The organism is Variovorax sp. BGA-UO-ETr-C22 (assembly GCF_059567965.1).
On sequence record NZ_JCAQPA010000010.1, the window covers coordinates 225,178 to 250,487 of the forward strand.

The 25,310-nt window shown below is 68.4% G+C and carries 27 protein-coding genes and 1 pseudogene; 17 read left to right on the top strand and 11 right to left on the bottom strand.

All coding sequences use genetic code 11. The annotated features are described in order from the left end of the window. The first annotated feature begins 47 nt into the window (after nucleotides 1–47). Nucleotides 48–1,052 (top strand): Bug family tripartite tricarboxylate transporter substrate binding protein, encoded by a 1,005-nt coding sequence (locus tag AC57B8_RS14495; protein WP_095743580.1) that lies wholly within the window; start codon nucleotides 48–50, stop codon nucleotides 1,050–1,052. Here the strand turns inward: AC57B8_RS14495 and AC57B8_RS14500 are convergent, their stop codons facing one another. From AC57B8_RS14500 to AC57B8_RS14510, 3 genes are all read right to left on the bottom strand, one after another. Further along, nucleotides 1,053–1,883: a TorF family putative porin gene (locus AC57B8_RS14500; protein WP_496479978.1), complete on the bottom strand. Its 831-nt coding sequence runs from the start codon at nucleotides 1,881–1,883 to the stop codon at nucleotides 1,053–1,055. A gap of 50 nt (nucleotides 1,884–1,933) precedes the next feature. Beyond that, nucleotides 1,934–2,881 carry a DMT family transporter gene (locus AC57B8_RS14505; RefSeq protein ID WP_496479979.1) on the bottom strand — a complete coding sequence of 316 codons (948 nt, stop codon included), beginning with the start codon at nucleotides 2,879–2,881 and terminating at the stop codon, nucleotides 1,934–1,936. A 69-nt stretch (nucleotides 2,882–2,950) separates the two neighbouring features. Further along, nucleotides 2,951–3,718, bottom strand: a complete 768-nt coding sequence (locus AC57B8_RS14510; protein WP_495269155.1) for an FCD domain-containing protein — start codon at nucleotides 3,716–3,718, stop codon at nucleotides 2,951–2,953. Nucleotides 3,719–3,885: 167 nt separating this feature from the next. On the opposite strand from AC57B8_RS14510, the gene AC57B8_RS14515 reads away from it, so the two are divergent. The 5 genes from AC57B8_RS14515 to AC57B8_RS14535 all read left to right on the top strand — a co-directional run bounded on the left by AC57B8_RS14515 (nucleotide 3,886) and on the right by AC57B8_RS14535 (nucleotide 8,816). Next, complete coding sequence (locus AC57B8_RS14515; RefSeq protein ID WP_307695628.1) at nucleotides 3,886–4,113, top strand: DUF3311 domain-containing protein; 228 nt, start codon at nucleotides 3,886–3,888, stop codon at nucleotides 4,111–4,113. Continuing rightward, entirely contained in the window at nucleotides 4,110–5,585 is a 1,476-nt protein-coding gene (locus tag AC57B8_RS14520; protein WP_095948149.1) for a sodium:solute symporter family protein, read from the top strand. The genes AC57B8_RS14515 and AC57B8_RS14520 overlap by 4 nt, the downstream gene beginning before the upstream one ends. Nucleotides 5,586–5,623: 38 nt before the next feature. Then, a complete protein-coding gene (locus AC57B8_RS14525; RefSeq protein ID WP_496479980.1) occupies nucleotides 5,624–6,829 on the top strand; it encodes an amidohydrolase family protein in 1,206 nt (401 codons plus the stop codon). After that, nucleotides 6,826–8,139: a cyanate transporter gene (locus AC57B8_RS14530; RefSeq protein ID WP_496479981.1), complete on the top strand. Its 1,314-nt coding sequence runs from the start codon at nucleotides 6,826–6,828 to the stop codon at nucleotides 8,137–8,139. The genes AC57B8_RS14525 and AC57B8_RS14530 overlap by 4 nt, the downstream gene beginning before the upstream one ends. Before the next feature lie 182 nt (nucleotides 8,140–8,321). Then, nucleotides 8,322–8,816 (top strand): deaminase, encoded by a 495-nt coding sequence (locus tag AC57B8_RS14535; RefSeq protein ID WP_492741050.1) that lies wholly within the window; start codon nucleotides 8,322–8,324, stop codon nucleotides 8,814–8,816. A 4-nt stretch (nucleotides 8,817–8,820) separates the two neighbouring features. Here the strand turns inward: AC57B8_RS14535 and AC57B8_RS14540 are convergent, their stop codons facing one another. Then, entirely contained in the window at nucleotides 8,821–9,681 is an 861-nt protein-coding gene (locus AC57B8_RS14540) for a DUF7822 domain-containing protein (RefSeq protein ID WP_496479982.1), read from the bottom strand. A gap of 131 nt (nucleotides 9,682–9,812) precedes the next feature. On the opposite strand from AC57B8_RS14540, the gene AC57B8_RS14545 reads away from it, so the two are divergent. After that, entirely contained in the window at nucleotides 9,813–10,208 is a 396-nt protein-coding gene (locus AC57B8_RS14545) for a hypothetical protein (RefSeq protein ID WP_496479983.1), read from the top strand. Nucleotides 10,209–10,233: 25 nt separating this feature from the next. Here AC57B8_RS14545 and AC57B8_RS14550 read toward each other — a convergent pair whose 3' ends face one another. The 5 genes from AC57B8_RS14550 to AC57B8_RS14570 all read right to left on the bottom strand — a co-directional run bounded on the left by AC57B8_RS14550 (nucleotide 10,234) and on the right by AC57B8_RS14570 (nucleotide 14,517). After that, entirely contained in the window at nucleotides 10,234–10,659 is a 426-nt protein-coding gene (locus AC57B8_RS14550; RefSeq protein WP_496479984.1) for a PaaI family thioesterase, read from the bottom strand. Between the two features lie 100 nt (nucleotides 10,660–10,759). Further along, nucleotides 10,760–11,269 carry a hypothetical protein gene (locus tag AC57B8_RS14555; protein ID WP_496479985.1) on the bottom strand — a complete coding sequence of 170 codons (510 nt, stop codon included), beginning with the start codon at nucleotides 11,267–11,269 and terminating at the stop codon, nucleotides 10,760–10,762. A gap of 8 nt (nucleotides 11,270–11,277) precedes the next feature. Further along, nucleotides 11,278–12,216 (bottom strand): M35 family metalloendopeptidase, encoded by a 939-nt coding sequence (locus tag AC57B8_RS14560; protein WP_496479986.1) that lies wholly within the window; start codon nucleotides 12,214–12,216, stop codon nucleotides 11,278–11,280. A gap of 222 nt (nucleotides 12,217–12,438) precedes the next feature. Continuing rightward, on the bottom strand, nucleotides 12,439–13,260 hold the full coding sequence (gene dkgB, locus AC57B8_RS14565; protein ID WP_496479987.1) for a 2,5-didehydrogluconate reductase DkgB: 822 nt from the start codon (nucleotides 13,258–13,260) through the stop codon (nucleotides 12,439–12,441). Between the two features lie 54 nt (nucleotides 13,261–13,314). After that, nucleotides 13,315–14,517 carry an MFS transporter gene (locus AC57B8_RS14570; RefSeq protein ID WP_496479988.1) on the bottom strand — a complete coding sequence of 401 codons (1,203 nt, stop codon included), beginning with the start codon at nucleotides 14,515–14,517 and terminating at the stop codon, nucleotides 13,315–13,317. Nucleotides 14,518–14,772: 255 nt separating this feature from the next. Between AC57B8_RS14570 and AC57B8_RS14575 the strand changes: the two are divergent. The 3 genes and pseudogenes from AC57B8_RS14575 to AC57B8_RS14585 form a co-directional block, all read left to right on the top strand. Next, nucleotides 14,773–15,030: pseudogene (locus tag AC57B8_RS14575) on the top strand (helix-turn-helix domain-containing protein); the annotation flags it as partial. A gap of 248 nt (nucleotides 15,031–15,278) precedes the next feature. Continuing rightward, complete coding sequence (locus tag AC57B8_RS14580; RefSeq protein ID WP_496479989.1) at nucleotides 15,279–16,241, top strand: AraC family transcriptional regulator; 963 nt, start codon at nucleotides 15,279–15,281, stop codon at nucleotides 16,239–16,241. A gap of 157 nt (nucleotides 16,242–16,398) precedes the next feature. Continuing rightward, nucleotides 16,399–16,689: a putative quinol monooxygenase gene (locus tag AC57B8_RS14585; RefSeq protein ID WP_095948325.1), complete on the top strand. Its 291-nt coding sequence runs from the start codon at nucleotides 16,399–16,401 to the stop codon at nucleotides 16,687–16,689. A 24-nt stretch (nucleotides 16,690–16,713) separates the two neighbouring features. Here the strand turns inward: AC57B8_RS14585 and AC57B8_RS14590 are convergent, their stop codons facing one another. Beyond that, nucleotides 16,714–17,559, bottom strand: coding sequence for an alpha/beta hydrolase (locus tag AC57B8_RS14590; RefSeq protein WP_235944225.1), 846 nt, complete (start codon nucleotides 17,557–17,559; stop codon nucleotides 16,714–16,716). 164 nt (nucleotides 17,560–17,723) lie between these two features. On the opposite strand from AC57B8_RS14590, the gene AC57B8_RS14595 reads away from it, so the two are divergent. Continuing rightward, complete coding sequence (locus AC57B8_RS14595; protein ID WP_070060143.1) at nucleotides 17,724–18,353, top strand: 2-hydroxychromene-2-carboxylate isomerase; 630 nt, start codon at nucleotides 17,724–17,726, stop codon at nucleotides 18,351–18,353. 20 nt (nucleotides 18,354–18,373) lie between these two features. Here the strand turns inward: AC57B8_RS14595 and AC57B8_RS14600 are convergent, their stop codons facing one another. Then, nucleotides 18,374–19,285, bottom strand: coding sequence for a LysR family transcriptional regulator (locus AC57B8_RS14600; RefSeq protein ID WP_496479990.1), 912 nt, complete (start codon nucleotides 19,283–19,285; stop codon nucleotides 18,374–18,376). Between the two features lie 180 nt (nucleotides 19,286–19,465). Here AC57B8_RS14600 and AC57B8_RS14605 point away from each other — a divergent pair, with 180 nt between their 5' ends. From AC57B8_RS14605 to AC57B8_RS14630, 6 genes are all read left to right on the top strand, one after another. Beyond that, on the top strand, nucleotides 19,466–20,119 hold the full coding sequence (locus tag AC57B8_RS14605) for a hydrolase (RefSeq protein ID WP_062474264.1): 654 nt from the start codon (nucleotides 19,466–19,468) through the stop codon (nucleotides 20,117–20,119). A 29-nt stretch (nucleotides 20,120–20,148) separates the two neighbouring features. Then, a complete protein-coding gene (locus AC57B8_RS14610) occupies nucleotides 20,149–20,445 on the top strand; it encodes a DUF1427 family protein (RefSeq protein WP_159273859.1) in 297 nt (98 codons plus the stop codon). An 80-nt stretch (nucleotides 20,446–20,525) separates the two neighbouring features. Further along, nucleotides 20,526–22,418: an amidohydrolase gene (locus AC57B8_RS14615; protein ID WP_496480523.1), complete on the top strand. Its 1,893-nt coding sequence runs from the start codon at nucleotides 20,526–20,528 to the stop codon at nucleotides 22,416–22,418. 8 nt (nucleotides 22,419–22,426) lie between these two features. Further along, on the top strand, nucleotides 22,427–22,825 hold the full coding sequence (locus tag AC57B8_RS14620) for a DoxX family protein (RefSeq protein ID WP_496479991.1): 399 nt from the start codon (nucleotides 22,427–22,429) through the stop codon (nucleotides 22,823–22,825). Further along, a complete protein-coding gene (locus AC57B8_RS14625; protein WP_070060141.1) occupies nucleotides 22,818–24,401 on the top strand; it encodes an MFS transporter in 1,584 nt (527 codons plus the stop codon). The genes AC57B8_RS14620 and AC57B8_RS14625 overlap by 8 nt, the downstream gene beginning before the upstream one ends. 57 nt (nucleotides 24,402–24,458) lie before the next feature. Continuing rightward, on the top strand, nucleotides 24,459–25,280 hold the full coding sequence (locus AC57B8_RS14630; RefSeq protein WP_354345743.1) for an alpha/beta fold hydrolase: 822 nt from the start codon (nucleotides 24,459–24,461) through the stop codon (nucleotides 25,278–25,280). Nucleotides 25,281–25,310: the final 30 nt, after the last annotated feature.

Genomic DNA, 25,310 nt, shown 5'->3' on the forward strand with positions numbered 1-25,310 from the left:
CGCGCCACAATCGGCGCCTGCACCGTCCGCCTCGAAGAAAGACCGACATGGCCCATTCTCCCTTCCCGCGTCGCGCCCTGCTGGCCGCTGGCGCCTTGCTCTGCACCGCTGCCGCATCGACCCTGGCGCTGGCCCAGCCCGACTGGCCGCAACAACCCGTCACACTGATCATGGGCTTCCCGGCCGGCTCGGGCGTCGACGTGGTGGCCCGCGCCATCCAGGAGCCGCTGTCGCGCCAGCTCGGCAAGCCCGTGATCATCGACTACAAATCGGGCGCGGCCGGCAACATCGCCAGCGAGTACGTCGCCCATGCCAAGCCCGACGGCTACACGCTCTCGTTCGGCACCGCCGCCACGCACGGCAGCAACGCGGCGCTCTACAAGAAGCTGCCCTTCGACGTCGAGGCCGACTTCGTGCCCGTGGCGCCCGTGCTCGACGTGTCGAACGTGCTCACCATCAACCCCGACGTGATCAACGTGCGCACGCTCAAGGAGTTCGTCGAGCTGGTGAAGGCCAACCCCGGAAAGTACAACTACGCCTCCACCGGCAACGGCGCGGGCACGCACATGGCCTTTGCCGAGTTCAACTCGCGCCTGGGCCTGAACATGGTCCACGTGCCCTACAAGGGCGGCCCCGAGGCCATCACCTCGGTGGTGCGCGGCGAGACCTGCTGCATCATGAACCAGGTGCAGACCGTGCTGCCGCACTACAAGGCCGGCAAGGTGCGGCTGCTGGGCGTGACCACCGCCACGGCGGTGCCGGCCGTGAAGGAGGTGCCGACCATCGCCTCCAGCGGCCTGCCCGGCACCAAGGGCTTCGACAGCGCCATCTGGTTCGGCATCTTCGCGCCCAAGGGCACCGACGCGCACATCGTCGACAAGCTCAACGCCGCCGTGAAGACCGTGCTCGAGCAGCCCGAGATCCGCGAACGCTTCGAGAGCCAGGGCAACACCGTACGCATCGAGTCGCCTGCGCAGTTCAAGAAGACCGTGCACGCCAACCGCGTGAAGTGGGCCGAAGTCGCCAAGGCGGCGAACATCAGCATCGACTGATCAGAGCGTCTTCGTCAGCGTCAGGATGAAGCGGGCCTTGTTGGGCGAGTAGGTCGTCTGGCCGACGGTGCCGAAGCCGTAGTCGAAGCCCGGGTTGGCCACCGAAACGTACGAACTCTTCTTGTTGGCGCCCTGCACCGAGCCGGTCAGTGTGAGGCCGCTGCCGAAGTCGTACGTGGCGCCGACGTTGTAGTCCACGTAGCTCCTGTAGCCCAGGCTGCGGATGTCGCTCGACATGTTCGTGTAGCCCACGGCCGCCTTCAGCGTGACCTTGGGCACGATCTCCTTGCTGTAGGCCAGGTTCAGGTAGCCGGTGTTGCGGCCCGTGCGGTCCGAGCCGGTCTTGGCGCCGGCATAACCGAAGTAGTCCTTCGACACCGTGTGCGAGTACTTCAGCGTGAACGAACCCAGCGTCGCGTCGGTGTAGCCCGCGCTGGCGTACAGCTCCGTCGTGTTGCCTGTCGAGTTGCCCGGGTACAGGTAGGTGAGGGCGCCCACGTCCATGTCGAGCGGGCCGGCCTTGAACTTGTAGCCGCCGTACAGGTCGCTCTCCAGGCTGTTGCCCTTGAGCCAGTTGACGCTGGAGTTCCAGTTGCCGATGTAGAAGCCGCTGTCGCCGAAGGCGTAGTCGAAGCCGCCCTGCACGGCGGGCTTGAAGCCGCGGGTCTTGGCGTAGTCGTTCTTGCCGAGCATGTCCTGGTCCTGGCCGCGGAACTTGTAGTTCGTGGTCAGCGCCACGTTGCCCGTGAGCTGCGCATTGGCGAGCATCGGCAGGGCGAACAGGGTGGGAAGAACGAGCACCGGCAAGGCGGTGCGAAGGAGGTGTTTCATCGAAAGAATTCGCTAACGGATGGAGGAGCCGGCAGCGTAGAAGCGCGGGTCTAAAAGCCGCGTAAAAAACGAAGGCCCCGGCGCAAAAGTTGTGTGTCGGGCATCGTCATCGCGACCACGCCCACCACCACGCAGGCCAGCCCGACCCACGCCGTGGCCGCCAGTGTCTCACCCAGAAACACCACGCCGATCGTCACGCCGATGGGCACGCGCAGGTAGGCCTGCGCCGAGGTCGACATCGGCCCCAGCGTCTTGATGAGCCGGAAGTAGATCGTGAAGGCCAGCGCGGTCGAGAGCACTGCCAGCGCCACAACGGCCGTCATCGACGCTGCCGATGGGGCGAGCGTCCAGGGCCTGTCGATCGCCAGGCTCGCGGGCACGAGCAGGGCCGCGCCGCTCAACAGCGAGCCGGCTGCGGGCACCATCGGGTCCAGGCCCTTGAACACGCGGCCGAACATCGCGGCGCAGCCGTAGCAGACGGCGGCCACCACCAGCGCCAGCTGCGCCAGCAGCGAATGCCCCAGCCCCTGCAAGGCCTCGAAGCCCACGATCAGGCAGATGCCCGCCAGCCCCGCCCCCACGCCGAAGAGGCGCTGCAGCGTGGGCTTGCCCGCGCCGCCCAGGCCCCACCCCAGCAGGAAGATGAAGATCGGCGAGGTCGAGTTGAGGATGGTCGCCAGCCCCGCATCCACGCTGCGTTCGGCCCAGGCGATCAGCGTGAACGGCAGCACGCTGTTCAGGCCAGCCTGCAGCACGAAGCGCCGCCATGTCGCGCCATCTTTGGGCAAGCGCACGCCGCGCAGGCGCAGCACCGCGAGCAGCAGCAACCCGGCGATCAGGGTGCGTGCCGCGATCAGCGTGACCGGCGGGATCGTCGCCACGCCGATCTTGATGAAGGTGTACGAGGCGCCCCAGCAGGTCGCGAGCACCGCGAGCAGCGCCCATTCGAGGGCAGGGGCGTGGGGGCGGACTGAAGCGGCGAGCGGGGTCGTTGGCATGGTGCGCCGATCTTCGCGAGACCGACCCCTCGACACTTCGCTGACGGACGAAATGTGGGCGCGAAAGCCTTAGTGATCGTGGCCGTGGCTTCGCGCCGGGGCACTGCCGTTCAGCAGCGCCGCCAAGTCCACTTCCTGCTCCGCCGCCGCCCCTGCGATCACGCGCTGCTCCAGCTCGTCCAGGTGTTCCAGCGCCACGGCCAGCGCGGCGTCGAGCGAGTCGCCCATGAGCGCTTCGATGATCTGTTCGTGTTCGCGCGGCGCGCAGCTCGCGGCCTCGGCCGAGTCGTACAGCGCCTTGTACAGCTCGGTGTTCGCAATCAGCCGCCGGATGTACGACAGCAGCTCGTCGCTGCCCGCCATCTGCGCCAGCAGCAGGTGGAAGTCGCCGGCCAGGCGGATCGCGTCCTCGCGCCGGCCTTCCTTGAACGCCTTCTGCTCCGCCTGCACGTGCTTGCGCAGCGCGGCCACCTGCTCGCGCGCCAGCCGGCCGAACAGCGTGGCGACCAGCCCGGCTTCCACGATGCGGCGCGCGCGGTAGATGCCGCGCATGTCGTCGATCGACGGGTTGGGCACGAAGGCGCCGCGGTTGTGCTCCAGCACCAGCCGCTTCTCGGAGCCCAGCCGCGCCAGCACCTTGCGCACCGCGCCGCGCGTGCAGCCCAGCGCCTCGGCCAGCGCGCGCTCGCGCAGCGGCGTGCCGGGGCGCAGCTTGCCGCTGAGCAGCGCCTTGGACACGGCGGCGTAGACGCGCTCGTCCACGTTCGCGTCGTCAGCGGACTCGATGGGTTCGGTCGAAGGGGCGGGCGCGGCGGATCGGCGGGTGGCGGCAGGCATGGGCCTGCGGATTATTGCCTGCACCCCGCCACCTCCGGGAAAGCCCCCGGATTGACGCGGCCCGCCTGGCTCCGTACCATTCGCGCCGTTTGGTTAACCAAAATATTTAAGATGGTTAACCAAAAGAAGATCGAATTTCCAACCACCCGAACACACAGAGACATCCCATGAAACTCGCCAAATGGCTGGCCCTGCTGCCGGTCGCCGCCTTCTTCAGCGGGGGATGGCTGTCGTCCGTCGCGCCCACCTTCGTGCTCGGCATGCCCTTCCTGATGGTCTGGAACGTGAGCTGGCTGGTGCTGACCTCGCTGGTCATGGTGGTGATCGACCGCGCCGAAGGCGACCTCGACGCGCAGGACGCACAGGCTGCCAAGGCCGCAGGAGACGCGCGATGAACGCCGCACTCGGCGTGATCGCGCTCTTCGTGGCCGGTGCCCTCGGCCTGGCCGTGCTCGCGCGGCGCGGGCGCACCATGAGCCTGGAGCAATGGGCGCTGGGCGGGCGCGGGCTGGGCACGATCATGGTGTTCCTGCTCATGGCGGGCGAGTCGTTCTCGACCTTCACCTTCCTGGGCGCCAGCGGCTGGTCGTACAGCAAGGGCTCGCCGGCCTTCTACATCCTGGCCTACGGCGGCCTGGCCTACCTCATGGCCTTCTGGATGCTGCCCGCCATCTGGCGCTACGCCACCGCGCACAAGCTGGTGTCGTTCTCCGACTTCTTCGCCCACAAGTACGACAGCCGCCCGCTCGGCGTGCTGGTGTCGGTGGTCGCGCTCATGGGCATGGTGGCGCTGCTCACCATCCAGCTGCGCGGGCTGGGCATCATCGTGTCGGAGGCCTCGTACGGCTCCATCGCGCCGCAGGTGGCGATCTGGATCGGCACGCTCGTGATGGTCAGCTACATCCTGTTCTCGGGCATCCACGGCTCGGCCAGCATCGCCATCGTGAAGGACATCCTGATCCTCGTGCTCGCCGTGTTCCTGGGCGTGTACCTGCCGTGGCACTACTACGGCGGCGTCACGCCGATGTTCAGCGCCATCCACGCGGCCAACCCCAGCTTCTTCGAGTTTCCGAAGGAGGGCCTGAACCTCACCTGGTACAACTCGACCATCCTGCTCACGGCGCTGGGCTACTACCTGTACCCGTTCAACCTGACTTCGGTGTACGCCGCCCGCAGCGCGAGCGCGGTGCGCCGCAACACCATCCTGATGCCGCTGTACCAGGTGGTCATCGCCTTCCTGTTCCTGGTGGGCTTCGCGGCCATCCTGCAGGTGCCGGGGCTCAAGGGCTCCGAGGTCGACCTGGCCCTGTTCGGCCTCGTGAAGCACACCTTCGACCCGTGGTTCGTGGGCGTGATCGGCGGCACGGGCGTGCTCACCGCGCTGGTGCCGGGATCGATGATCTTGCTCACCGCTTCCACGGTGATCGGCAAGAACGTCTACAAGGAAGGCTTCGCGCCCCATGCCACCGACAAGCAGGTCTCGCGCGTGGCACGCGGCGTGCTGCCCCTGTTCGCGCTGGTGGCCGTGTACTTTGTGCTGCGCGGCGGCACCACCATCGTGGCCGTGGCCATCTTCGCGTCGAGCCTGCTCACGCAGCTGCTGCCCTCGCTGCTGTTCAGCCTCATGAAGAAACCCTTCGGCAGCAAGCACGCCGCCTTTGCGGGCATCCTCGCGGGCGGTGCGGTGCTGGCCTTCACGATGACCACCGGCGCGAACCTGGGCACGCTGTTCCCGGCGGCGCCCGTGGTCTTCAAGTCGCTCAACACCGGGCTGGTGGCGCTGGCGGTCAACGCGCTGGTTTTCGTGGCGGTGGCGCTCGTCACGCCGCGCGTGCTGCCGCGCACCGTGGCGGCGCAACCCGCCTGACCGGTCTTCTCTTGCCCCTGACCCACGAACGAAATCGAATGACCTCGCAGCTCCTGATCCGCAACGTGCGCCCCCTGGGTGCGTCTCCTGTCGACGTGCGCGTGCACGACGGCCGCATTGCCGAGATCGGCGCGGCGCTGGCCGCACCGGCCGGCGCCACCGTCGAAGATGGCGAGGGCGCCTTGCTGCTGCCCGGCCTCGTCGAAGGCCACACCCACCTCGACAAGACGATGTGGGGCATGGACTGGTACCGCAACGAGGTCGGCACGAACCTCACCGACAAGATCGAGAACGAGCGCGCCTTCCGCCACGCCAGCGGGCACGACGCCGCCGCGCAGTCGCTGGTGCTGGCCAAGGCCTTCCTCGCGCTCGGCACCACGCGCCTGCGCACGCACGTCGACGTCGACACCCAGGCCGGCCTGCGCCACCTCGAAGGCACGCTGCGCACGCGCGAGACGTTGCGCGAGGTGCAGCAGATCCAGGTCGTCGCGTTTCCGCAGTCGGGCCTGCTCGGGCGTGCCGGCACGGCCGAGCTGCTCGACCAGTCGCTGGCCCTGGGCGCCGACGTGCTCGGCGGCCTCGACCCCTGCGCCATCGACGGCGACCCCGTGAAGTCGCTCGACGTGCTGTTCGGCATCGCCCACAAGCACCAGCGCCCCGTCGACATCCACCTGCACGAGCCCGGCGCCATGGGCGCCTTCTCGCTCGAGCTGATCCTGCAGCGCACCGAGGCGCTCGGCATGCAGGGCCAGGTCGCGATCAGCCACGGCTTCTGCCTGGGCGACGTGAGCGAACGCGAGCGCGACGTGCTGCTCGCGCGCATGGCGAAGCTGGGCGTGGTGCTGATCACCAGCGCGCCGGCTTCGCGCAACGTGCCGCCGCTCATGGCGTGCCGCGCGGCCGGCGTCACCGTGCTCGGCGGCAACGACGGCATCCGCGACACCTGGTCGCCCTACGGCAACCCCGACATGCTCGAGCGCGCCATGCTCATCGGCCTGCGCTACAACCTGCGCCGCGACGACGAGCTCGACGTGGCACTCGACACCGTCACCCATTCCGGCGCGCGCGGCTGCGGCTTCGCGGCCTACGGGCTCGACGTGGGCTGTCGCGCCGACCTCGTGCTGGTCGACGCGCAAACGCCCGCGCAGGCCGTGGTGGGCCGCCCCGTGCGCAAGCTCGTGGTGTCGGGCGGCCGCGTGGTCGCGCGCCACGGCACGCTTGTGCCCGGCGCCGTGCCCGCGTGAGCCGCGCCGCACGCCCTGCATCCGACAGCTCGCGCACCGGCGCGGGCCCGGTCTTCTTCGCCTGCGTGGTCGTGCTGGTGGCGCTCAACCTGCGCGCCTTTCTCACGTCGAGCAGCCCCTTGCTCGAACCGATCCGCGCCGCCACCGGCATCGGCTTCCACGCCGTCGCGCTGCTCACCGTGCTGCCGATGTTCGCGATGGGCGCCGTGTCGTTGTCGGGCGCGGCCGTGGGCCAGCGCCTGGGCGCGCGCGGCGGCATCGCGCTCGGGCTCGGCGCCATCGCGCTGGCCTGCGCCGGCCGCTACGTGGCGGGCGGCGCCGCGGCGCTGCTGTGGAGCGCCGCGCTCGCGGGCGCGGGCGTGGGGCTGGTGCAGGCGCTCATGCCCGGCGTGGTCAAGCAGGCCTACCCCGCGCGGCTGGGCCTCATGACCGGGCTCTACTCGGCCGCCATCATGGGCGGCGGCGGGCTCGGCGCCATGGCCAGCCCGTGGCTCGCGCGCGCCGTGGGCGGCGATGCGCAACTCGACTGGCACGCCGGCCTCGCCATGTGGGCGGTGCTCGCGGTGGTGGCGCTGGCGGCGTGGCTGCGCGGTGCGCGGCAGCTGCCGTCTGCGTCGTCATCCGTGCGCGCCGCCGACCCCTCGCTCGACCGCGCCTGGCTGCGCTGCTTCGGCCACCGCCGCGCGTGGCTGCTGGCGCTGTGCTTCGGCCTCATCAACGGCGGCTACACCAGCCTCGTCGCGTGGCTGCCGCATTACTTCCATGCCGAGCGCGGCTGGACGGCGCAGCAGGGCGGCGCCGTGCTCGCGCTCATGACGCTGGCGCAGGTCGTCGGCGCGCTCACCTTGCCGGCGCTCGCGCGGCGCGGCGGCCAGCGCGACCTGCGGCGCTGGCTGGTCGGTGCGCTGCTGGCGCAGCTGGCGGGCTTTGCGGCGCTCGGGCTCGCGCTGCCCGTGCCGGCGGCCGTCATCGCCGTCGTGCTCGGCGCCGGCCTGGGCGGTGCGTTCTCGCTGTGCATGGTGCTCGCGCTCGACCACCGGCCCGACCCCGCGCAGGCCGGCGCGCTCGCGGGCTTCATGCAGGGCGTGGGCTTCATGATCGCGGCGCTCGCGCCCTTCGTCACCGGCTGGGTGCGCGAGCAGACCGGCGGCTTCACCATGGCCTGGGCCTACCTGGCCGCCGTCACCGTGCTGCTGCTGCCCGCCGTGCTGCGCTTCGACCCGCGCCGCTACGCCAGTGCCACCGCCGGCCTGTTCGGCGCGCAGACTGCATCCGCGCCGTCCCCCATCGAGCAGGCCCGCAAGGCTTAAGAAGGTGTGAACGAACCCGCCATGTCCGCTCATCCCGCCCAGACGCGCCCCCTCGGCGTTGCAAATGCTCGCCATAGCCCAAGCTATGGCTGCGCTTTGCGCCTTGATGGGACGCGCCTGGGCGGGCTGCTCGGCCACGCCGGATTCATTCACACCTTCTGAGCACCCAGGAGATCCGACCCATGTACCAAGAACACTTCATGCAGCGCGCCCTGGCCCTTTCGGCCCGGGCGCTCCAGGAGCCCGGCACCGAGCCCTTCGGCGCCGTCGTCGTCAAGAACGGCGAGGTGGTGGGCGAGGGCTTCAACCACTCCGTCGCGCACCACGACCCCACCTCGCACGGCGAGGTCGAGGCCATTCGCGATGCCTGCCGCCGGCTGGGCACCGTCGACCTGTCGGGCTGCGAGCTCTACACCTCGTGCGAGCCCTGCGCCATGTGCGTGGCGGCCATGCACATCGCGGGCATCGGCCAGCTGTACTACGCGGCCACGCTCGCGCAGTCGGGTGAAGCCTTCAAAGGCGTGACCGTGGCGGCGCGCCACCCCATCGACGTCGACGTGCTGCGCACCGAAGCCGGCGCACCGCTGGCCGCGCGTGCACAGCCGGCCGAACAGAAGATGGACGCCGAAGCCGTGCGCATCCTCTCGGCGTGGGCCGAGCCGCGACGCGGCGACTGAAGCGCTACGCAGCGGCAGCGTCGCCGCGCGTCGCGGCTTCGAACTCGGCGCGGTTGAGCAGGCCGAAGTACAGCACGTCGTACCACTGCAGCCCCAGCGGATATTCCGTGGCGCGGCTGCGCGTGCTGTCGCAGTCGTCGTCGAAGCGCAGCCCGAAGAACGCATCGAGCGGGGCCGCCTGTTTTTTCGCACCGGCTTCGCGCAGCACCTGCGCCGCCGCCGCGATGTCTTGCGGCAGCGCATCGAGCGCGGCGCCGGCCTGCTGGCAGCGCGCGAGCTCCTTCTCGACGCAGGCCCGCAGCGGAGCCTCTTCCGATTCGGTCATCGTGTCGAGCTCGACCGTCTCCAGCAGCAGGTGCTCGTTGCGGTGGGCTTCGAGAAACGCCAGGGTCTCGTCCAGCCAGCCCGGCAGCTGCGTCGAGCCCGTCGCGGGTGTGGCCGCTGCGCGCGCGGCAGCCGCAGGCGGTGCCTTCGGTGCGGCGGATGGCGAGAACCAGCCCTTGAGCCGGTCGACGAACGACGTGGCCTTCGGCGCGGCCACGACGGACGGGGCAGCGGGCGCGGGCGCAGGCACCGGCGCCTGCGCCGCCAGGTACCGCATGATGTCGATGAGCCGCTTCACCCGCGCAAAGCCCGGCTCGAAGCGGCCGCTGATCGCGTACAGCCTGACCTTCTCATCCCCCTTGTCGCTGTCGAGTCCGTCGGAAATCAGCGACGCGCACAGCTGCGGATCGCCCGACATCAGCAGCCGGTACATGAACGGAATGTCGTAGTTCCATTCGGACAGGCCCGAGATGGTTTCGGGTCGGTCCGTGTACGCCGTGGGCCGGTTGGTGAGGCTGTAGAGGTAAGAGCGATTGGCCATGGATCAAAGTGTGAATGGCGGCTGCAATGCGAGCGCGTCGCCGTGACAAGAATGAAGAAGAGCCACCCCTCGCGAAGCGGCCTTCGGCCTGGTCGGCAGATTCTGCCTTCGCCAGATTTACACTCCGCCCCATGCAAGGAAAGCAAGGAAGCAACGACGTTCAGCGCGGTCTGCAGCCCGTGGTGGAGCTGCGGTCTGAAGGCGCGTCGTACCTGTATTCCGTGCGCGCGCCGCGCTCCAAGGGCGTGATCCCGCCCAGCTCGTACAGCCACACCGGCTTTGCCAGCGTGGCCGATTGCCTGCGCGACATTGCCCGCGCGCTCGGGGGCAACTTCACTCGCATCTATGTGCGCCTCGAAGGCCACTGCGTCGGCGAGCGCGACATTGCCGAGCTGCGCAAGGCGCCCGACATCGTCGCGACCGAACTGCAGGCCCTGTGCCGCGCGGTGATCGCCGAGCAGCAGAAGCAGCAGCAACAACAGCAAGAACAGCAAGAACAGAGCGAAGCCACCACGCCGCGCTGCTAGCCGCGCGAAGCGGGGTGCCGTCCGCTCACTGCGGCACGTTCACGATGGTCGCCTGCATCATCGCCACCACCTTGTAGTCGGTGTCGCCCGCCTTCGCGAAGGCACGCACTTCGCCCGTGCACACCGCGAGCAGCTTGCCCGAGCTTTGCACGCGGCCCACCGCCAGGAAGCGCTCGCCCAGCGCGGGCCGCATGAAGTTGATCTTGAACTCCGCCGTCACCACGTCGCAGCCCTGCTGCGCCTTCGTGAGCCCCGCGTAGCCGCAGGCGCTGTCGACGATGCTCGTCACCGCGCCCGCATGCACATAGCCGCGCTGCTGCGACAGCGCTTGTGAAAACGGCATCTCGATGTGCACCTCGCCGTCGCCCACATGCACCAGCCGCGCGCCGAGCGTGGCCATCAGGCCCTGTGCGTTGAAGCTGTCGGAGATGCGGGTGTGAAGGTCGGTCATGGCTGGCAAGCGAAAAGAAGCAGAAGAAAAAGGGCGCCCGTAGGGGCGCCCCGAGGGGTCACTGCATTCTGCCGCGCGGCGTCATTTCTGTTTTCGGACCTCAGCCGCTCGCCCCGGTCGAGCGCCGCGGAGCCGGTGCCTTGTAGAGCGGGTCACCCATCTGGCAGGTGCATTCATGCGGACAGGCCGGCAAGAAGTCGAGCTGAACGCCGAGGGCCCGCTGGTTCTCTACCGACTTGTTCGCAGACGGCTCACGGCCGACAACGTGGCTGGTTTTCGGAAGATCGATCCTGGCGGTGAATTGCAGGTTCTCCCGAAGCACGCGGGCCACGTTGCGACCTCGTTCCAAACCCAGCCCGTGAGGGCGATGGTCATGCTCCTCGGGCTCGACCGAGGCTCCGACATAGATCGCCTCGTGGTTGGGATAGCGCATTCGAAGCTCTGTCACCCAGCTGCCAAGCCGCAGCACTTGATCGGCCGATACGGCCGCGGAGTCTCGGTCGAAGTACACGTAGAAGACCTTGATGGGACTGCATGCGAGCACGGCGGTCGGCCCGAGTGTTGCCAGAGCGATAGCAACGCCCCTCAGAGATTTCAGATGCCTGATCACGGTGTGCCTTAGCGGGTAACGCCAAGAATATAGGCCGCGAGGCTGTCTGCATTCAGCCGGGACTTGAATTCCTTCGCATGCTCTCTGGAGTTCGAGGTTCCGTACCAGGTGTCGTCCGAGCCAAAGGTGTCGTCGAAGTGGGTGACCTCATGGATCAGCGTCAGCAATCGCGAGTCACCGTCCAGCACTGCACCTGTGTCGAAGTTGGTCTTGTTGTCGAACCTGAAGTTGCAGAAGACAAGCGCAATCGCCACGGTGTGGGTGCCCGTGTCCGGCTTGCAGACTGCCGCGGCGGCGCCGTTTGCACTGGGCAGAACGCAGGGCGCCACTTTGCCGTCTTCCGTGTATCGAATGAAGTTTTTCGCTTCCATGCCTTGAAGCACACGGATGCATGCGGACAGGCCTTTCTGCAGATGTGCGCGGATGCCTTGATCGGCCACGCCAAACCATTCGCTCACCCGGGCCTGGGCCCCCTTGTCCCATCGCTCCAGTTCAGGGAGCCGCTTTTTCGCGATGTAGTCGACCGCCATGTCGCGCAGCTTCATCACCAAGGCGGCGAACTCCTTGTTCGTCATGTTCGGGCAGATTCTTTCGGTCTGCTCCGCTTCGGGTGGATGCGTGACGCCTTCGTCCACCGCCTGCTTCAGGGCTGCCATCTCCGCTGAAGGCCCGGTGACTGCCGTCATCGCCGATGCCGCCAGATTCGTCTGCGCCGTAGCAGCCTGCCAAGCCCCGTCGTCGCAGGTCGATGTGTGCTGAAGTGTGGCAACCAGCGGCTGCGGCACCGGACAGTGGCAGACCACCACGTCTCCTTCCAGCGCAGCCTCCGAGATGAATCGAGGGCGCCGCGGCCCTCCGGCCTTGGCAATGATGCCGACGCTGTTGCAGCCCTCGCAATAGGCCCTGCCGCCGATCAGGGCGACCCGATGCCCGTGCAGGTCGAACATGGGTCCGCTGTAGGGAAGGATTCGACCACCAGGGACTGGTGGGTCTCCAACCACAAGAATCTTTCGCTCCATTCGATACGCTCCCGTTTGATGACGGGGCGTTGTATGTGGGCGAGCGCGCTAACACTGTTGTCTATCGTCAACCGGTTGGGAGCGCGTCATCGGCGCACGCGCGACCCGCGAATGCGGTCGCACAAAAGCGGCCGGGAATGGCCGGGGTGATCAATCCCACGCCGGCGACAGCCCTTGCGGATCGGTCAGCCGCTCGCCGCGGTCGAGCGCGGCGATCTGCGCCATCTCGGCCTCGGTCAGCGTGAGTTGCTGCGCCTTCAGGTTGCTTTCGAGGTTCGCGCGCTTCGTCGACGACGGAATCACCGCGTAGCCCAGCTGCATCGCCCAGGCCAGCACCACCTGCGCGGGCGTGGCGCCGTGCGCCGTGGCAATCGCGCCGATCACCGGGTCGTTCAGCACCTTGCCGTAGGCCAGCGTCATGTACGACGTGATGCGGATGCCCTGGCTCTGCGCGAAGGCCGCCACCTTGCGGTTCTGCAGGTAGGGGTGCAGCTCGATCTGGTTCGTGGCGATGGCCGGCGCGCCCACGGCGGCAATGGCCTCCTGCATCAGCGCGATGTTGAAGTTCGACACGCCGATCTGCTTCGTGAGCCCCAGCGCCTTGGCCTCGGCCAGCGCGCCCATGAACTCCGCCACCGGCACCGCGTTGCCGGGCGAGGGCCAGTGGATCAGCGTGAGGTCCACATGGTCTGTGCGCAGCTTGGCGAGGCTGTCTTTCAGGCTGGGCACCAGCTTGCTCTTCGCGTAGTGGTCGGTCCAGATCTTGGTGGTGATGAACAGCTCGTTGCGGGCCACGCCGCTTTCGGCAATGGCCTGGCCCACCTCGGCTTCGTTGCCGTAGATCTGCGCCGTGTCGATCGTGCGGTAGCCCAGGTCGAGGCCGTTCTTCACCGAGTCGATCACCACCTGGCCCTGCAGGCGGAAGGTGCCGAGGCCGAAGGCGGGAATGGGGGTGTGGATGTTCGTGGTCATGGCTTGTGTGTTCCTTGTGTTCAAAGAAAGAAAAAGAAGAGAGGAGAGGAAGGCTCAGTGCCCGACCGGCACCGGCCCCGAGGCGCGCACCGGAATGCCGGCACGGCGGTCGAGCGAGCCGCTCCATTGCGTGAGGGCCAGCGACACCAGCACGACGAGTGCGCCGATCCAGGGCGTGTGCATCAGCCCGAGGTGCGTCACGATCAGGCCGCCGGCCCAGGCCGCGCCGGCAATGCCCAGGTTGAAGGCCGCGATGTTCAGGCCCGAGGCCACGTCCACCGCCTGCGGCGTGAAGCGCTCGGCCTGCTTCACCACGTACACCTGCAGCCCCGGCACGTTGCCGAACGCCACCGCGCCCCACATCAGCACCGCCACCAGCGCCAGCCACTTGTGCGGCGCCGCGAAATTGAAGACCAGCAGCACGGCCGCCAGCAGCGCAAAGATGATCTTCAGCGCCGGAATCGGGCCCATGCGGTCGGCCAGCTTGCCGCCCCAGATGTTGCCCACCGCCACCGAGATGCCGTAGACCAGCATCACCCAGCCCACCGCGCCGGCGCTGAAGCCCGACACATCCGTGAGGATCGGCGCCAGGAACGTGAACGGAATGAACGAGCCGCCGTAGCCGATGGCCGTCTTGGCATACACCAGCAGCAGGCGCGGTTCGGCCAGCACCTTGGCCTGTTGCGCCAGCGAGGCCGGCGGCGTGTGGCGGATGTTGCCCGGCACGAAGATCCAGCTGCCGATGAAGGCGACCACGCCCAGCGTCGACACCGCCAGGAAAGTCTCGCGCCAGCCGAAGTGCTGCCCGATGAACGTGCCCAGCGGCACGCCCGTGACCAGCGCCACCGTGAGGCCCGTGAACATGATCGCGATGGCGCTCGCCGCCTTTTCCTTCGGCACCAGGCCGGTGGCAATCGTCGAGCCGATCGAGAAGAACACCCCGTGCGCCAGCCCCGTGAGCACGCGGGCGGCAATCAGCGATTCATAGCTGGGCGCCTGCCACGCCAGCAGGTTGCCGACCGTGAACAGCGCCATCAGCCCGAGCAGCAGGGCCTTGCGCGGCAGCTTGCCCGTGAGGGCGGTGAGCACCGGCGCGCCAATGGCAACGCCCAGCGCATAGAGGCTGACCAGCAGGCCCGCCGAGGGAAGGCCGATGCCGAGGTCGGCCGCGACGGTGGGAATGAGGCCAACGATGACGAACTCGGTCGTTCCGATGGCGAAGGCGCTGAGGGTCAGCGCGAGTAAGGCGATTGGCATGGGAGCACTCCTTCTGGGATGAGGAGGAGTGTCTTGCGGTTACCTTTGCGGATAAATGGGGTTTTCTGAATTAGATACTTGCTCAAGAAGCAATAATTAGAGGCGAGGGATGAGAAATTGCTCGGGCCCACCTGTCGTTCGTTTACGCTTGTTGATTGCCGCCGAAAATTGACCCGGTTAGAGCAGTAATTTCCGTCTAAGACTGACCCACGTAAAACCCTACCCTGCTCATTTTTAAAGCAGGGGATCCTAGGAGTGATAGACGTGGCGACATTGAGTGTCATCAGACGCTGGGCCCTGCGAGAGCAGATGTCCATCCGCGAGATAGCCAGGCGTACAGGCCTGTCTCGCAACACCGTAAAGAAGTACCTGCGAGCCGGCGAAGAAATGCCGCGCTACGCCAAGCGGACGAGCTCAAGCAAGCTCGATCCCTATGCCGAGAAACTCGCGACCTGGCTCGCGATCGAGGCAACCAAATCGCGGAAACAGCGGCGCAATCTGCGGCAGATCCACACAAAAGGAGAACACCAAGCACTTATCCACACCGTGAAGCCTTCAGGCTCACAAAGCGAGTGGGTCAGTATTCAATGGAAATCTAGGGTCAGAGATCGGCGGAATCCAACAGCCAGGTCTCTCCGAGCCCGGTGATGTTGTGGTGGTCCGAGTTCGACACGGTCTGCATGCTCACGGGCGCGCGCTGACCGGCTACGCTGCGTATCCCGTTCGCTTTCCAGCGTTCTCTCTTCTCCACGACAAAGCCGATGCCAGTTGCGCCCATTGCCGCCGACGACAGCAGCAACAACAAACCCGAAGAGGCCACCTTCATTTCCGCCGCCTGGACCCGCCTGCGCGACATGGTCGCAGCGCGAACCCCCGCGGACGGCCGCACCGACGCGCTGTACCCGGGCCTGCGCTGCTACCGCTTCTCGCACCCGATCCGCTACGAGAAAACCCAGCGCCTCACGCCGGGCGTGGTGGTGGTCTTGCAGGGCCGCAAGACCGCGCACCTCGGCGGCGGCCGTTCGCTGGCCTACGGCGCCACTCAGTGCCTGGTGCTCGGGGCCGAGGTCGCGTGCCTCGGCACGGTCGTCGGGGCGAGCGCCGCGGCGCCGTACCTGGCCATTCATCTGGACCTGCCGCCCGACGTGCTGGTCAAGTCGGTCCTCGCACTGGCCGAAGGCGGTGGTGCGCTGCCGGCCGAGCCTGCCCGCGTGCGCGAGCACTTCACGGCCCCGGTGGGGCCGGAGGTGGTCGAGGCCTTCGCCCGCCTGCTGCTGGCGGCCGATGACCCGGTGGACCGCCGCACGCTCGCGCCGCTGGCCGTCGAGGAAATCGTGCTGCGGCTGCTGCGCTCCGAGGCCGCCGCCGCCATCCGCAGCGCGGGCGCCGTCACCAAGGCCGGCGCGCGCATACAGACGGCCATCGCCTTCATGCGCCGCCATCTGGGCCGGCCGCTGTCGGTGGCCGAGATCGCGAGCCACGTCCACATGAGCCCCTCGCACTTCGCGCACAGCTTTCGCGAGGTGGCCGGCGTCACGCCGATGCGCTGCATTCGCGACCTGCGCCTGGAAGAGGCGCGCTCGCTGATGCTGGGCGCGGGGCTGCGCCCCGGCGACGCGGCTGCCCAGGTGGGGTTCGAGAGCGCGGCGCATTTCAACCGCGCGTTTCGCAGACGGTTCGAGACGACGCCTGCGGAGTACGTGCGGCGCATGCAGGCGGCGTGATGCCTGGGTGATCCCGGCGTGGCCGCCTGCGTCCTTCGCAGCCATGGTCAATTTCTTCGCAGCTTCGTGCCTAGGCGCGGGAGAGGGGGCTGGCTAACCTGCCTGCTCTCTCTTTTCATTCATTGAATCCACAAGCCAACGCGAAGAAGAAATGTCCATGGACCCGATCAACGTCATCATCACTTTCGAAGCCAAGCCCGAGCGCGCGTCTGCGTTCGCGGAACTCATGAACCAGGTCAAGCAGTCGCTGCCATCGGCGGATGGGTGCCGGGGCGTGCGGCTGTTCGGGCGCAGCGACAACGACTGCGTTTTCACGCTGGTTGAATCGTGGGCGTCGCAGGCGCACCACCAGGCGCACATTGCGGGCGCGGTGGCGTCGGGGGCTTGGGATGCGCTGGCGGGGGAGTTGGCGCGGGAGCCCGTCAGCAGCTATTGCCGGGAGCTTTGAGAAAGCCCTGGCCGCTTGCGCTGCCTACGCCGCCTTCGTCTCCGGCAACACCGCCGTCAACGCAAAGTCCACCAGCATCAACCACGTCTCTTCGAGCCCGGTGATGTTGTGGTGGTCCGAGTTCGACACGGTCTGCACGCTCACGGGCGTGGGCCAGGCAGCGATGAGTTTTTCGGAGCGTTCGTGCGGCACCACGTCGTCCTTCGCGGCGAGCAGCACCTGGGTCTTGGCGGCGACTTCCTTGCTGTGCTCGATGGAGTTGAAGCGGTGGCGCAGCAACAGCGACAGCGGCACGAGCGGAAAGCGCTTCTTGGCGACTTCGAGCAGCGAGTCGTAGGGGGTGATGAGCTGCAGGCTCGCAAATTCCTGCCGCGCCACGAGCTGGATGGCCACGCCGGTGCCCAGGCTGCGGCCCACCACGTGCAGGCGCGCCTGCGGAAAGGCGCGGCGCAGGTGGCTGGCGAACTGCGCGGCGTCGGCCACGGAGGCAATTTCAGACGGCGCGCCTTGCGAGTCGGCCACGCCCCGGTAGTTGAGGGCCGCAAAGCCGAAGCCCTCGGGCAGCCAGTGCAGCATCTGCGCGGTGGCGCGCACGTCTTCGCCGCGGCCGGCGAAGTAGATGAACAGGTCCTGCAGCGCGTCTTCGCCCTGCGGGTGGTAGACGTAGCCGCGCACCATGCCGCCGGGCACGGGGTGCGAGTAGGTCGAGAAGTCGTCCGACAGATGCACCACGGGCAGCTTGCGGGCGTTGAAAAGAATGTGGCCCTGGCGCGTGGCGAGCAGGGTCCAGTAGGCGGCCAGACTGCCGATGGCGGCGGCCGAGGCCGACAGGGCAATGCGGGCAATCTTGGCTTGGGTGTTCTTCTGCAAATCAGGGCTCCCGAGAAAGTGGCGGCGTGGCATCGCAAGGGCAGGGCCCGGCCGGTGCACAACGCGCAAGGGGCGTAGTTTCACCGCGTTCGCGAGGCGGTGCGTTGCGAGGTGTATGGCCGTGGCGCGCGGCGCGCCGGCCGGGGGCTGAAGATAATCCCCGCATGATCGCCATCGACTGCTACTACAGCCTTTCCTCGCCCTGGGCCTACCTCGGCGGCCCGCAATTGCAAGACATCGTGCGCCGCCACCATGTGCAGCTCACGCTCAAGCCCTACGACTTCCAGGCGGTGGTGCCGCAGACCGGCGGCATTCCGCTGAAGACGCGCCCCGAGCCGCGCCGCACGTACCACGCGCTGGAGCTGTCGCGCTGGCGCGATTACCTCGGCATGCCGATGAACCTGGAGCCCGCGCACTACCCGAAGGGCGCGCCGACCGACCCGAACTGGAACAAGTACCCCGGCTGGATGGTGATCGCCGCCCAGCTGCAGGGCCTGGACGCGCAGCCGCTGTCGCACGCGCTGCTGCGCGCGCTGTGGGCCGAGGAGCGCGACACGGCGCAGGCCGCGGTGCGCATCGCGATCGCCGACGAGAACGGCTACGACGGTGCGGCGCTGCAGGCGCTGGAGCAGTCGGCCGAGGTGCTGGCGGTGTATCGCGCCAACAGCGCCGACGCGGTGGAAGCCGGCGTGTTCGGCGCGCCCACGTTCATCCTGAACGGCGAGCGCTTCTGGGGACAGGACCGGCTGGCGTTTCTCGACCGGGCGCTCGACAAGCTGCGCGCCGGCGGCTGAGCGACAACTTCTTTTTTTCTTCAGAGGAACGAACGCGGCAGCAGCGCGGGCACGAGCGTGCGGTGCAGCCGCTCGCGCCACCAGCGCAGCGCCTGGCCCTGCGCGCCGGTCTTCCACGCGAGCCAGAAGGCTTCGGACGCGCGCGGTTCCTCGGTCGGCAGTTCGACCAGCGTGCCGCGCGCCAGCTCGTCGGCGATGCAGGCACGCGGCAGGAAGCCGTGGCCCAGCCCGGCGACCTGGCAGGCGACCTTGGCGGCCATCGACGGCACGGTGATGCGCGGCTGGCCGGCCATGAGGCCCACGGTGCGGTCCGACAGGGTGCGCGCGGTGTCGCCGACCACGATGGCGTTGCAGTCGATGAGGTCGCCGCGCTGCACGGGGCGCTTCAGCCGCGTGAGCGGGTGGGTGGGCGCGACGCAGAAGGCGAACGCCAGGCTGCCCACGGCCACGGCCTGGTGGCCGCCGCCGGCCGGGCCTTCGCCCGCGGCCACGACGATGTCGGCGCGGCCCTCGCGCAGCGCCTCCCAGCTGCCGGTGAGCGCCTCGCAGCCGATGCGCAGCCGCGTGCCGCAGCGCAGGTCTTCGAAGGCGCGGATGTCGTCCATGAAGGCCTGCGTGGGAATGAGCGAGTCGTGCACCAGCCGCAGCTCTGATTCATAGCCGGTGGCAATCTGCCGCATGCGCGATTCGAGGTCGCTCGCGGCGCCGAGCAGCCAGCGGCCTTCCTTGAGCATTTCTTCGCCGGCGGCGGTGAGGGTCACGCGCGGGCCGTTGCGCTCGAACAGCAGCATGCCCAGCTGTTCTTCGAGCTTGCCCACGGCGTAGGAGATGGTGGAGGGCACCTTGTTCAGCCGCGCGGCGGCGGCGGCAAAGGAGCCGTGGCGCGCAATGGCGTCGACGACCTCGATGGCTTCCAGGGTGAGCTTGAGCACGGCGCGTTCCTCGCAGCAAAAAGGAATGATCGAAAACTTCGATCATTGATGGTGAAAATTTTCGTCGATAGAGGCCTGCGTGCACCGGATGATTCAGCCCACGCCAAGGAAATTCCCTCCGAAAGCGATTGTGAACCGAATCGAATATCCACGCACCCAACTTTGCCGAAGGAGCCTTTCATGACCGTCCAAGCCACCCCCACCGCCGGCGCCAAGCTGCTCACCCCCACCGACCACACGCTGGTGATGATCGACTTCCAGTCGCAGATGGCCTTTGCCACGCACTCGATCGACGCCGTCAACCTGCGCAACAACGCCGCGCTGGTGGCGCAGGCGGCGGCCGGCTTCAAGGTGTCGACCATCCTCACGACCGTGGCCGAGAAGAGCTTTTCGGGCCCGATGTTCAGCGAGATCACCGACGCCTTCCCCGGCCAGAAGATGCTGGACCGCACCTCGATGAACACCTGGGAAGACGCCGCCGTGATCGAGCGCGTGAACGCCATCGGCAAGCCGCGCATCGTGCTGGCCGGCCTGTGGACCAGCGTGTGCATCGTGGGCCCGGCGCTGTCGGCGCTGGACCAGGGCTTCGAGGTGTACGTGATTGCCGACGCCTGCGGCGACGTGTCCACCGAGGCGCACAACCGCGCGATGGAGCGCATGGTGCAGGCCGGCGCGCAGCCGATGACCTCGCTGCAGTACCTGCTGGAGCTGCAGCGCGACTGGGCGCGTGGCGACACGTACGAGTTGACGACCGGTATTGCGAAGAAGGTGGGCGGCGCCTACGGTCTGGGCGTGACGTACGCCAAGACCATGTTCGGCGCCCACGAGGGTTGAGCGCAGAGCACCCGGAAGGCCGACCGACCATGAAGACCTATGTCGTTTCCCTCGCGCTCGGCCTGCTGGTCGGCGTGATCTACGCGCTCTTCCAGGTGCGCTCGCCGGCGCCGCCGGTGATCGCCCTGGTGGGCCTCTTGGGCATCCTGCTCGGCGAGCAGATCCCGCCGCTGGTGCGGCAGGTGTTCGACCGGCCGGCCGCCACCTCGTGGCTGCATGACCAGGTCAAGCCGCACGTGTTCGGCGAGCTGCCGACCTGCGCACAGCCTGGGGCGGTGAAGTCCGCCGCCGCCGGCAGCCGCCCGTCCGAGCGGAGCGACGCATGAACGCCCCCGACCCGCAACGCCGCCACTTCCTGGGCGCCCTCGGCGCCTTTGCAGCCACCTCCCTCGCACCCGCATCCACCATGGCCACCACCCAGACCCCCGACCTCATCCTGCGCAACGGCCGCTTCACCACGCTGGACCGTGCCAACCCCACGGCCGACGCGGTGGCCATCAAGGACGGCCGCTTCACCCGCGTGGGCCGCGCCGAAGACGTGCTGCCGCTGGCCGGCAGCCAGACCCGCGTGATCGACCTGCAGGGCCAGCGCGTGCTGCCGGGCCTCATCGACAACCACCTGCACATCATTCGCGGCGGCCTGAACTACAACATGGAGCTGCGCTGGGACGGCGTGAGGAGCCTGGCCGATGCGATGGGCATGCTCAAGCGCCAGGTGGCGATCACGCCTGCGCCGCAGTGGGTGCGCGTGGTGGGCGGCTTCACCGAGCACCAGTTCGTCGAGAAGCGCCTGCCGACCCTGGCCGAGCTGAACGCGGTGGCGCCCGACACGCCGGTGTTCATCCTGCACCTGTACGACCGCGCGCTGCTCAACGGCGCCGCGCTGCGCGCCGTGGGCTACACCAAGGACACGCCCGCGCCGCCCGGCGGCGAGATCGTGCGCGACAGCGCCGGCAACCCCACGGGCCTGCTGCTGGCCAAGCCGAACGCGGCCATCCTCTACGCCACGCTGGCCAAGGGGCCGAAGCTGCCCTTCGACTACCAGCTCAATTCCACGCGCCACTTCATGCGCGAGCTCAACCGCCTGGGCGTGACGGGCGCCATCGACGCGGGCGGCGGCAACCAGAACTACCCCGACGACTACGAGGTGATCCAGAAGCTGCACGACGACGGGCAGCTCACGATCCGCCTGGCCTACAACCTCTTCACGCAGAAGCCCAAGGCCGAGAAGGACGACTTCCTGAACTGGACGGCCAACTCCAGATACAAGCAGGGCGACGACTACTTCCGCCACAACGGCGCGGGCGAGATGCTGGTGTTCTCGGCGGCCGACTTCGAAGACTTCCGCCAGCCGCGCCCCGACATGGCGCCCGAGATGGAAGGCGACCTCGAAGGCGTGGTGCGCATCCTGGCGCAGAACCGCTGGCCGTGGCGCATGCACGCGACCTACGACGAAACCATCAGCCGTTCGCTCGACGTGTTCGAGAAGGTCAACAAGGACACGCCGCTGGCCGGCCTGAACTGGTTCTTCGACCATGCCGAGACGATTTCCGAGAAGTCGATGGACCGCATCGCCGCGCTCGGCGGCGGCGTGGCGGTGCAGCACCGCATGGCCTACCAGGGCGAGTATTTCGTGGAGCGCTACGGCCCCGGCGCGGCCGAGGCCACGCCGCCGGTCAAGAAGATGCTGGAGCGTGGCCTGAAGGTGTCGGCCGGCACCGACGCGACGCGCGTGGCCTCGTACAACCCGTGGGTGTCGCTGTCGTGGCTGGTCACGGGCAAGACGGTGGGCGGCATGCAGCTGTACCCGCAGCGCAACTGCCTGGACCGCGAGGCCGCGCTGCGCATGTGGACCGAGAACGTCACCTGGTTCTCGAACGAGGAGGGCAAGAAAGGCCGCATCCAGGAAGGCCAGCTCGCCGACCTGGTGGTGCCCGACCGCGACTTCTTCGCCTGCCCGGAATCGGAGATTGCCGACACCACGGCGCTGCTCACGATGGTGGGCGGCAAGGTGGTCTACGGCGCCGGCCCGTTCGCCGCGCACGACGAAGGCGGCCTGCCGCCCGCCATGCCCGACTGGTCGCCCGCGCGCACCTTCGGCGGCTATGCCGGCTGGGCCGACACGGCAGAGGGCGCACCGCTGCAGAAGGTGATGCGCAACGCCGCGATGTCGTGCGCCTGCGCCAACGACTGCAACGTGCACGGCCACAGCCACGCGACGGCCTGGAGCAGCAAGCTGCCCATCGCCGACCTGAAGAGTTTCTGGGGCGCGCTGGGTTGCGCCTGCTGGGCGGTGTGATGAAGGCCATGCACTGGCCCCTTTCGCCCGCCGTGCGCTGGATCGCCTTGCTGCTGCTGTGCGCGGCCTACCTGCAGGGCGGCCTGAACAAGGCGCTGGACTTCAACGCCGCCATCGCCGAGATGAACCACTTCGGCCTGTCGCCGGCCGGCCCGCTGGCCGTGGCGGTGATCGTGCTGGAGCTGGGCGCCGCGGCGCTCATCCTCACCGGCTTCTGGCGCTGGCTCGGCGCGCTCGCGCTGGGCGGCTTCACGCTCATGGCGACTTTCGTCGCGCTGCGTTTCTGGGAGATGCCGCTGGGGCAGGAACGCTTCATGGCGGCCAACTCCTTCTTCGAACACCTGGGCCTGGTCGGCGGCTTCCTGCTCGTCGCCTGGCTCGACCTCAAGGAGCGCCACGATGACTGAGCCCCAAGCCAAAGCCGCCGGCGCCTTCGCGCCGCTGCGCCAGCCGGTCTTCGCCGTGCTGTGGGCCGCCACGGTGCTGGGCAACATCGGCAGCTTCATGCGCGACGTGGCCAGCTCGTGGCTGGTGACCGACCTGTCGGCCAGCCCGACGGCGGTGGCGCTGATCCAGACGGCGGCGACGCTGCCGATCTTCCTGCTGGCGATTCCGGCGGGGGTGCTGTCGGACATCCTCGACCGCCGGCGCTTCCTGATCTTCGTGCAGGTGCTGCTGGCCGCGGTGAGCGGCACGCTGCTGGTGCTCTCGCACACGGGCACGCTCACGGTCGAGTACCTCATTGCGCTGACCTTCGTGGGCGGCATCGGCGCGGCGCTCATGGGGCCGACCTGGCAGTCGATCGTGCCGGAGCTGGTGCCGCGCAGCGAGCTCAAGGGCGCGGTGGCGCTGAACTCGCTGGGCATCAACATCGCGCGCTCCATCGGGCCGGCGGCGGGCGGGCTGATCCTCGCGAGCTTCGGCGCGGCCGCCACCTACGGGCTGGACGTGCTGAGCTACGTGTTCGTGATCGCGGCGCTGTTGTGGTGGAAGCGCCCGGCGGCGGTGGACAGCGGGCTGTCCGAGAACTTCTTCGGCGCCTTCCGCGCCGGCCTGCGCTACACGCGGGCCAGCAAGGAGCTGCACGTGGTGCTGCTGCGCGCGGCGGTGTTCTTCCTGTTCGCCAGTTCGGTGTGGGCGCTGCTGCCGCTGGTGGCGCGCCAGATGCTCGGCGGCACGGCGAGCTTCTACGGCATCCTGCTGGGCGCCGTGGGCGCAGGCGCCATCGGCGGTGCGCTGGTGATGCCGCGGCTGCGTGCCCGGCTCGATGCCGACGGCATGCTGCTGCTGGCCTCGCTGCTCACGGCCGCGGTGATGGGCGCGCTGGTGTTCGCGCCGCCGCAATGGCTGGCGGTGCCGATGCTGGGCGTGCTGGGGCTGGGCTGGATCATTGCGCTGACCACGCTCAACGGGGTGGCGCAGTCGATCCTGCCGAACTGGGTGCGCGGGCGCGGGCTGGCCGTGTACCTCACGGTGTTCAACGGCGCCATGGCCGCCGGCAGCCTGGGCTGGGGCCTGGTGGCGCAGCAGATCGGCGTGCCGGCCACGCTGGTGGCGGGCGCCGTGGGGCTGGTGGTGATGGGGCTGGTGTTCCACCGCGTGCGGCTGCCCGCCGGCGAGGCCGACCTGCAGGCCTCGAACCACTGGCCCGAGCCGCTGCTGGCCGAGCCGGTGGCGCACGACCGCGGGCCCGTGATGATCCAGGTCGAGTACCGCATCCGCAAGGAGGACCGCCCGGCGTTCCTCGATGCGATGAAGCGCCTGTCGCTGGAGCGCCGCCGCGACGGCGCCTACGCCTGGGGCGTGCACGAGCACACGGCCGACGCCGAGCGCGTGATGGAGTGGTTCCTCGTGGAGTCGTGGGCCGAGCACCTGCGCCAGCACCACCGCGTGTCGCACGCCGACGCCGACCTGCAGGCCGAGGCGCTGCGCTTTCACATCGGCCCGGGCAAGCCCGAGGTGCATCACTTCCTGGCGCTCTGAGCGGCGCGGATTCTTTCTCTTTCCCTTTCACCCTTTCGTCCATCTCAAGGAAAAACCATGACCACACTGACCCTTCGCGACGGCACCGAGCTCTATTACAAGGACTGGGGCAGCGGCCAGCCCATCGTCTTCAGCCACGGCTGGCCGCTGAGCGCCGACATGTGGGACGCCCAGATGCTGTTCTTTGCCGAGCGCGGCTACCGCGTCATCGCGTTCGACCGCCGCGGTTTCGGCCGCTCCAGCCAGCCCTGGACCGGCTACGACTACGACACCTTCGCCGACGACATCGCCGAGCTGATCGAAAAGCTCGACCTGAAAAACGTGATCCTGGCGGGCTTCTCGATGGGCGGCGGCGACGTCACGCGCTACATCGCGCGCAAGGGCAGCGCGCGCGTGGCCAAGCTGGCGCTCATCAGCGCGGTGACGCCGCTGTTCATGAAGACGCCCGACCATCCCGTGGGCCCCGAAGCCTCGCTCTTCGCGGGCATCCGCGCCGGGCTGGCCGCCGACCGGGCGCAGTTCATCGACGACTTCAGCACGCTGTTCTACGGCACCAACCGCCCGGGCGCGAAGGTGTCGCAGGGCGTGTTCAAGCAGACGCTGCAGATCGCGCTGCAGGCCTCGATCAAGGCCACCATCGACTGCGTGACGGCGTTCTCCGAGACCGACTTCCGCCCCGACATGGCGAAGATCGACGTGCCCACGCTGGTGATCCACGGCGACGACGACCAGGTCGTGCCCTTCGAGGCCACGGGCAAGCTGGCGGCCGAAATGATCCAGGGCAGCCAGCTCAAGCTGTACGCCGGCGCGCCGCACGCCACCTGCACCACGCACGCGGCGCAGGTGAACGCCGACCTGCTGGCGTTCATCCAGGGCTGAGGCCGGGCAAGCTGAAAGGGCCGCGCCCTG

What these genes read in the sequence shown, in the direction of transcription:
- AC57B8_RS14495 (WP_095743580.1), top strand. Translation starts at nt 48, where the DNA reads ATGGCCCATTCTCCCTTCCCGCGTCGCGCCCTGCTGGCCGCTGGCGCC.
- AC57B8_RS14500 (WP_496479978.1), bottom strand. Translation starts at nt 1,883, where the DNA reads ATGAAACACCTCCTTCGCACCGCCTTGCCGGTGCTCGTTCTTCCCACC.
- AC57B8_RS14505 (WP_496479979.1), bottom strand. Translation starts at nt 2,881, where the DNA reads ATGCCAACGACCCCGCTCGCCGCTTCAGTCCGCCCCCACGCCCCTGCC.
- AC57B8_RS14510 (WP_495269155.1), bottom strand. Translation starts at nt 3,718, where the DNA reads ATGCCTGCCGCCACCCGCCGATCCGCCGCGCCCGCCCCTTCGACCGAA.
- AC57B8_RS14515 (WP_307695628.1), top strand. Translation starts at nt 3,886, where the DNA reads ATGAAACTCGCCAAATGGCTGGCCCTGCTGCCGGTCGCCGCCTTCTTC.
- AC57B8_RS14520 (WP_095948149.1), top strand. Translation starts at nt 4,110, where the DNA reads ATGAACGCCGCACTCGGCGTGATCGCGCTCTTCGTGGCCGGTGCCCTC.
- AC57B8_RS14525 (WP_496479980.1), top strand. Translation starts at nt 5,624, where the DNA reads ATGACCTCGCAGCTCCTGATCCGCAACGTGCGCCCCCTGGGTGCGTCT.
- AC57B8_RS14535 (WP_492741050.1), top strand. Translation starts at nt 8,322, where the DNA reads ATGTACCAAGAACACTTCATGCAGCGCGCCCTGGCCCTTTCGGCCCGG.
- AC57B8_RS14540 (WP_496479982.1), bottom strand. Translation starts at nt 9,681, where the DNA reads ATGGCCAATCGCTCTTACCTCTACAGCCTCACCAACCGGCCCACGGCG.
- AC57B8_RS14545 (WP_496479983.1), top strand. Translation starts at nt 9,813, where the DNA reads ATGCAAGGAAAGCAAGGAAGCAACGACGTTCAGCGCGGTCTGCAGCCC.
- AC57B8_RS14550 (WP_496479984.1), bottom strand. Translation starts at nt 10,659, where the DNA reads ATGACCGACCTTCACACCCGCATCTCCGACAGCTTCAACGCACAGGGC.
- AC57B8_RS14560 (WP_496479986.1), bottom strand. Translation starts at nt 12,216, where the DNA reads ATGTTCGACCTGCACGGGCATCGGGTCGCCCTGATCGGCGGCAGGGCC.
- dkgB (WP_496479987.1), bottom strand. Translation starts at nt 13,260, where the DNA reads ATGACCACGAACATCCACACCCCCATTCCCGCCTTCGGCCTCGGCACC.
- AC57B8_RS14570 (WP_496479988.1), bottom strand. Translation starts at nt 14,517, where the DNA reads ATGCCAATCGCCTTACTCGCGCTGACCCTCAGCGCCTTCGCCATCGGA.
- AC57B8_RS14580 (WP_496479989.1), top strand. Translation starts at nt 15,279, where the DNA reads ATGCCAGTTGCGCCCATTGCCGCCGACGACAGCAGCAACAACAAACCC.
- AC57B8_RS14585 (WP_095948325.1), top strand. Translation starts at nt 16,399, where the DNA reads ATGGACCCGATCAACGTCATCATCACTTTCGAAGCCAAGCCCGAGCGC.
- AC57B8_RS14595 (WP_070060143.1), top strand. Translation starts at nt 17,724, where the DNA reads ATGATCGCCATCGACTGCTACTACAGCCTTTCCTCGCCCTGGGCCTAC.
- AC57B8_RS14605 (WP_062474264.1), top strand. Translation starts at nt 19,466, where the DNA reads ATGACCGTCCAAGCCACCCCCACCGCCGGCGCCAAGCTGCTCACCCCC.
- AC57B8_RS14610 (WP_159273859.1), top strand. Translation starts at nt 20,149, where the DNA reads ATGAAGACCTATGTCGTTTCCCTCGCGCTCGGCCTGCTGGTCGGCGTG.
- AC57B8_RS14615 (WP_496480523.1), top strand. Translation starts at nt 20,526, where the DNA reads ATGGCCACCACCCAGACCCCCGACCTCATCCTGCGCAACGGCCGCTTC.
- AC57B8_RS14620 (WP_496479991.1), top strand. Translation starts at nt 22,427, where the DNA reads ATGCACTGGCCCCTTTCGCCCGCCGTGCGCTGGATCGCCTTGCTGCTG.
- AC57B8_RS14625 (WP_070060141.1), top strand. Translation starts at nt 22,818, where the DNA reads ATGACTGAGCCCCAAGCCAAAGCCGCCGGCGCCTTCGCGCCGCTGCGC.
- AC57B8_RS14630 (WP_354345743.1), top strand. Translation starts at nt 24,459, where the DNA reads ATGACCACACTGACCCTTCGCGACGGCACCGAGCTCTATTACAAGGAC.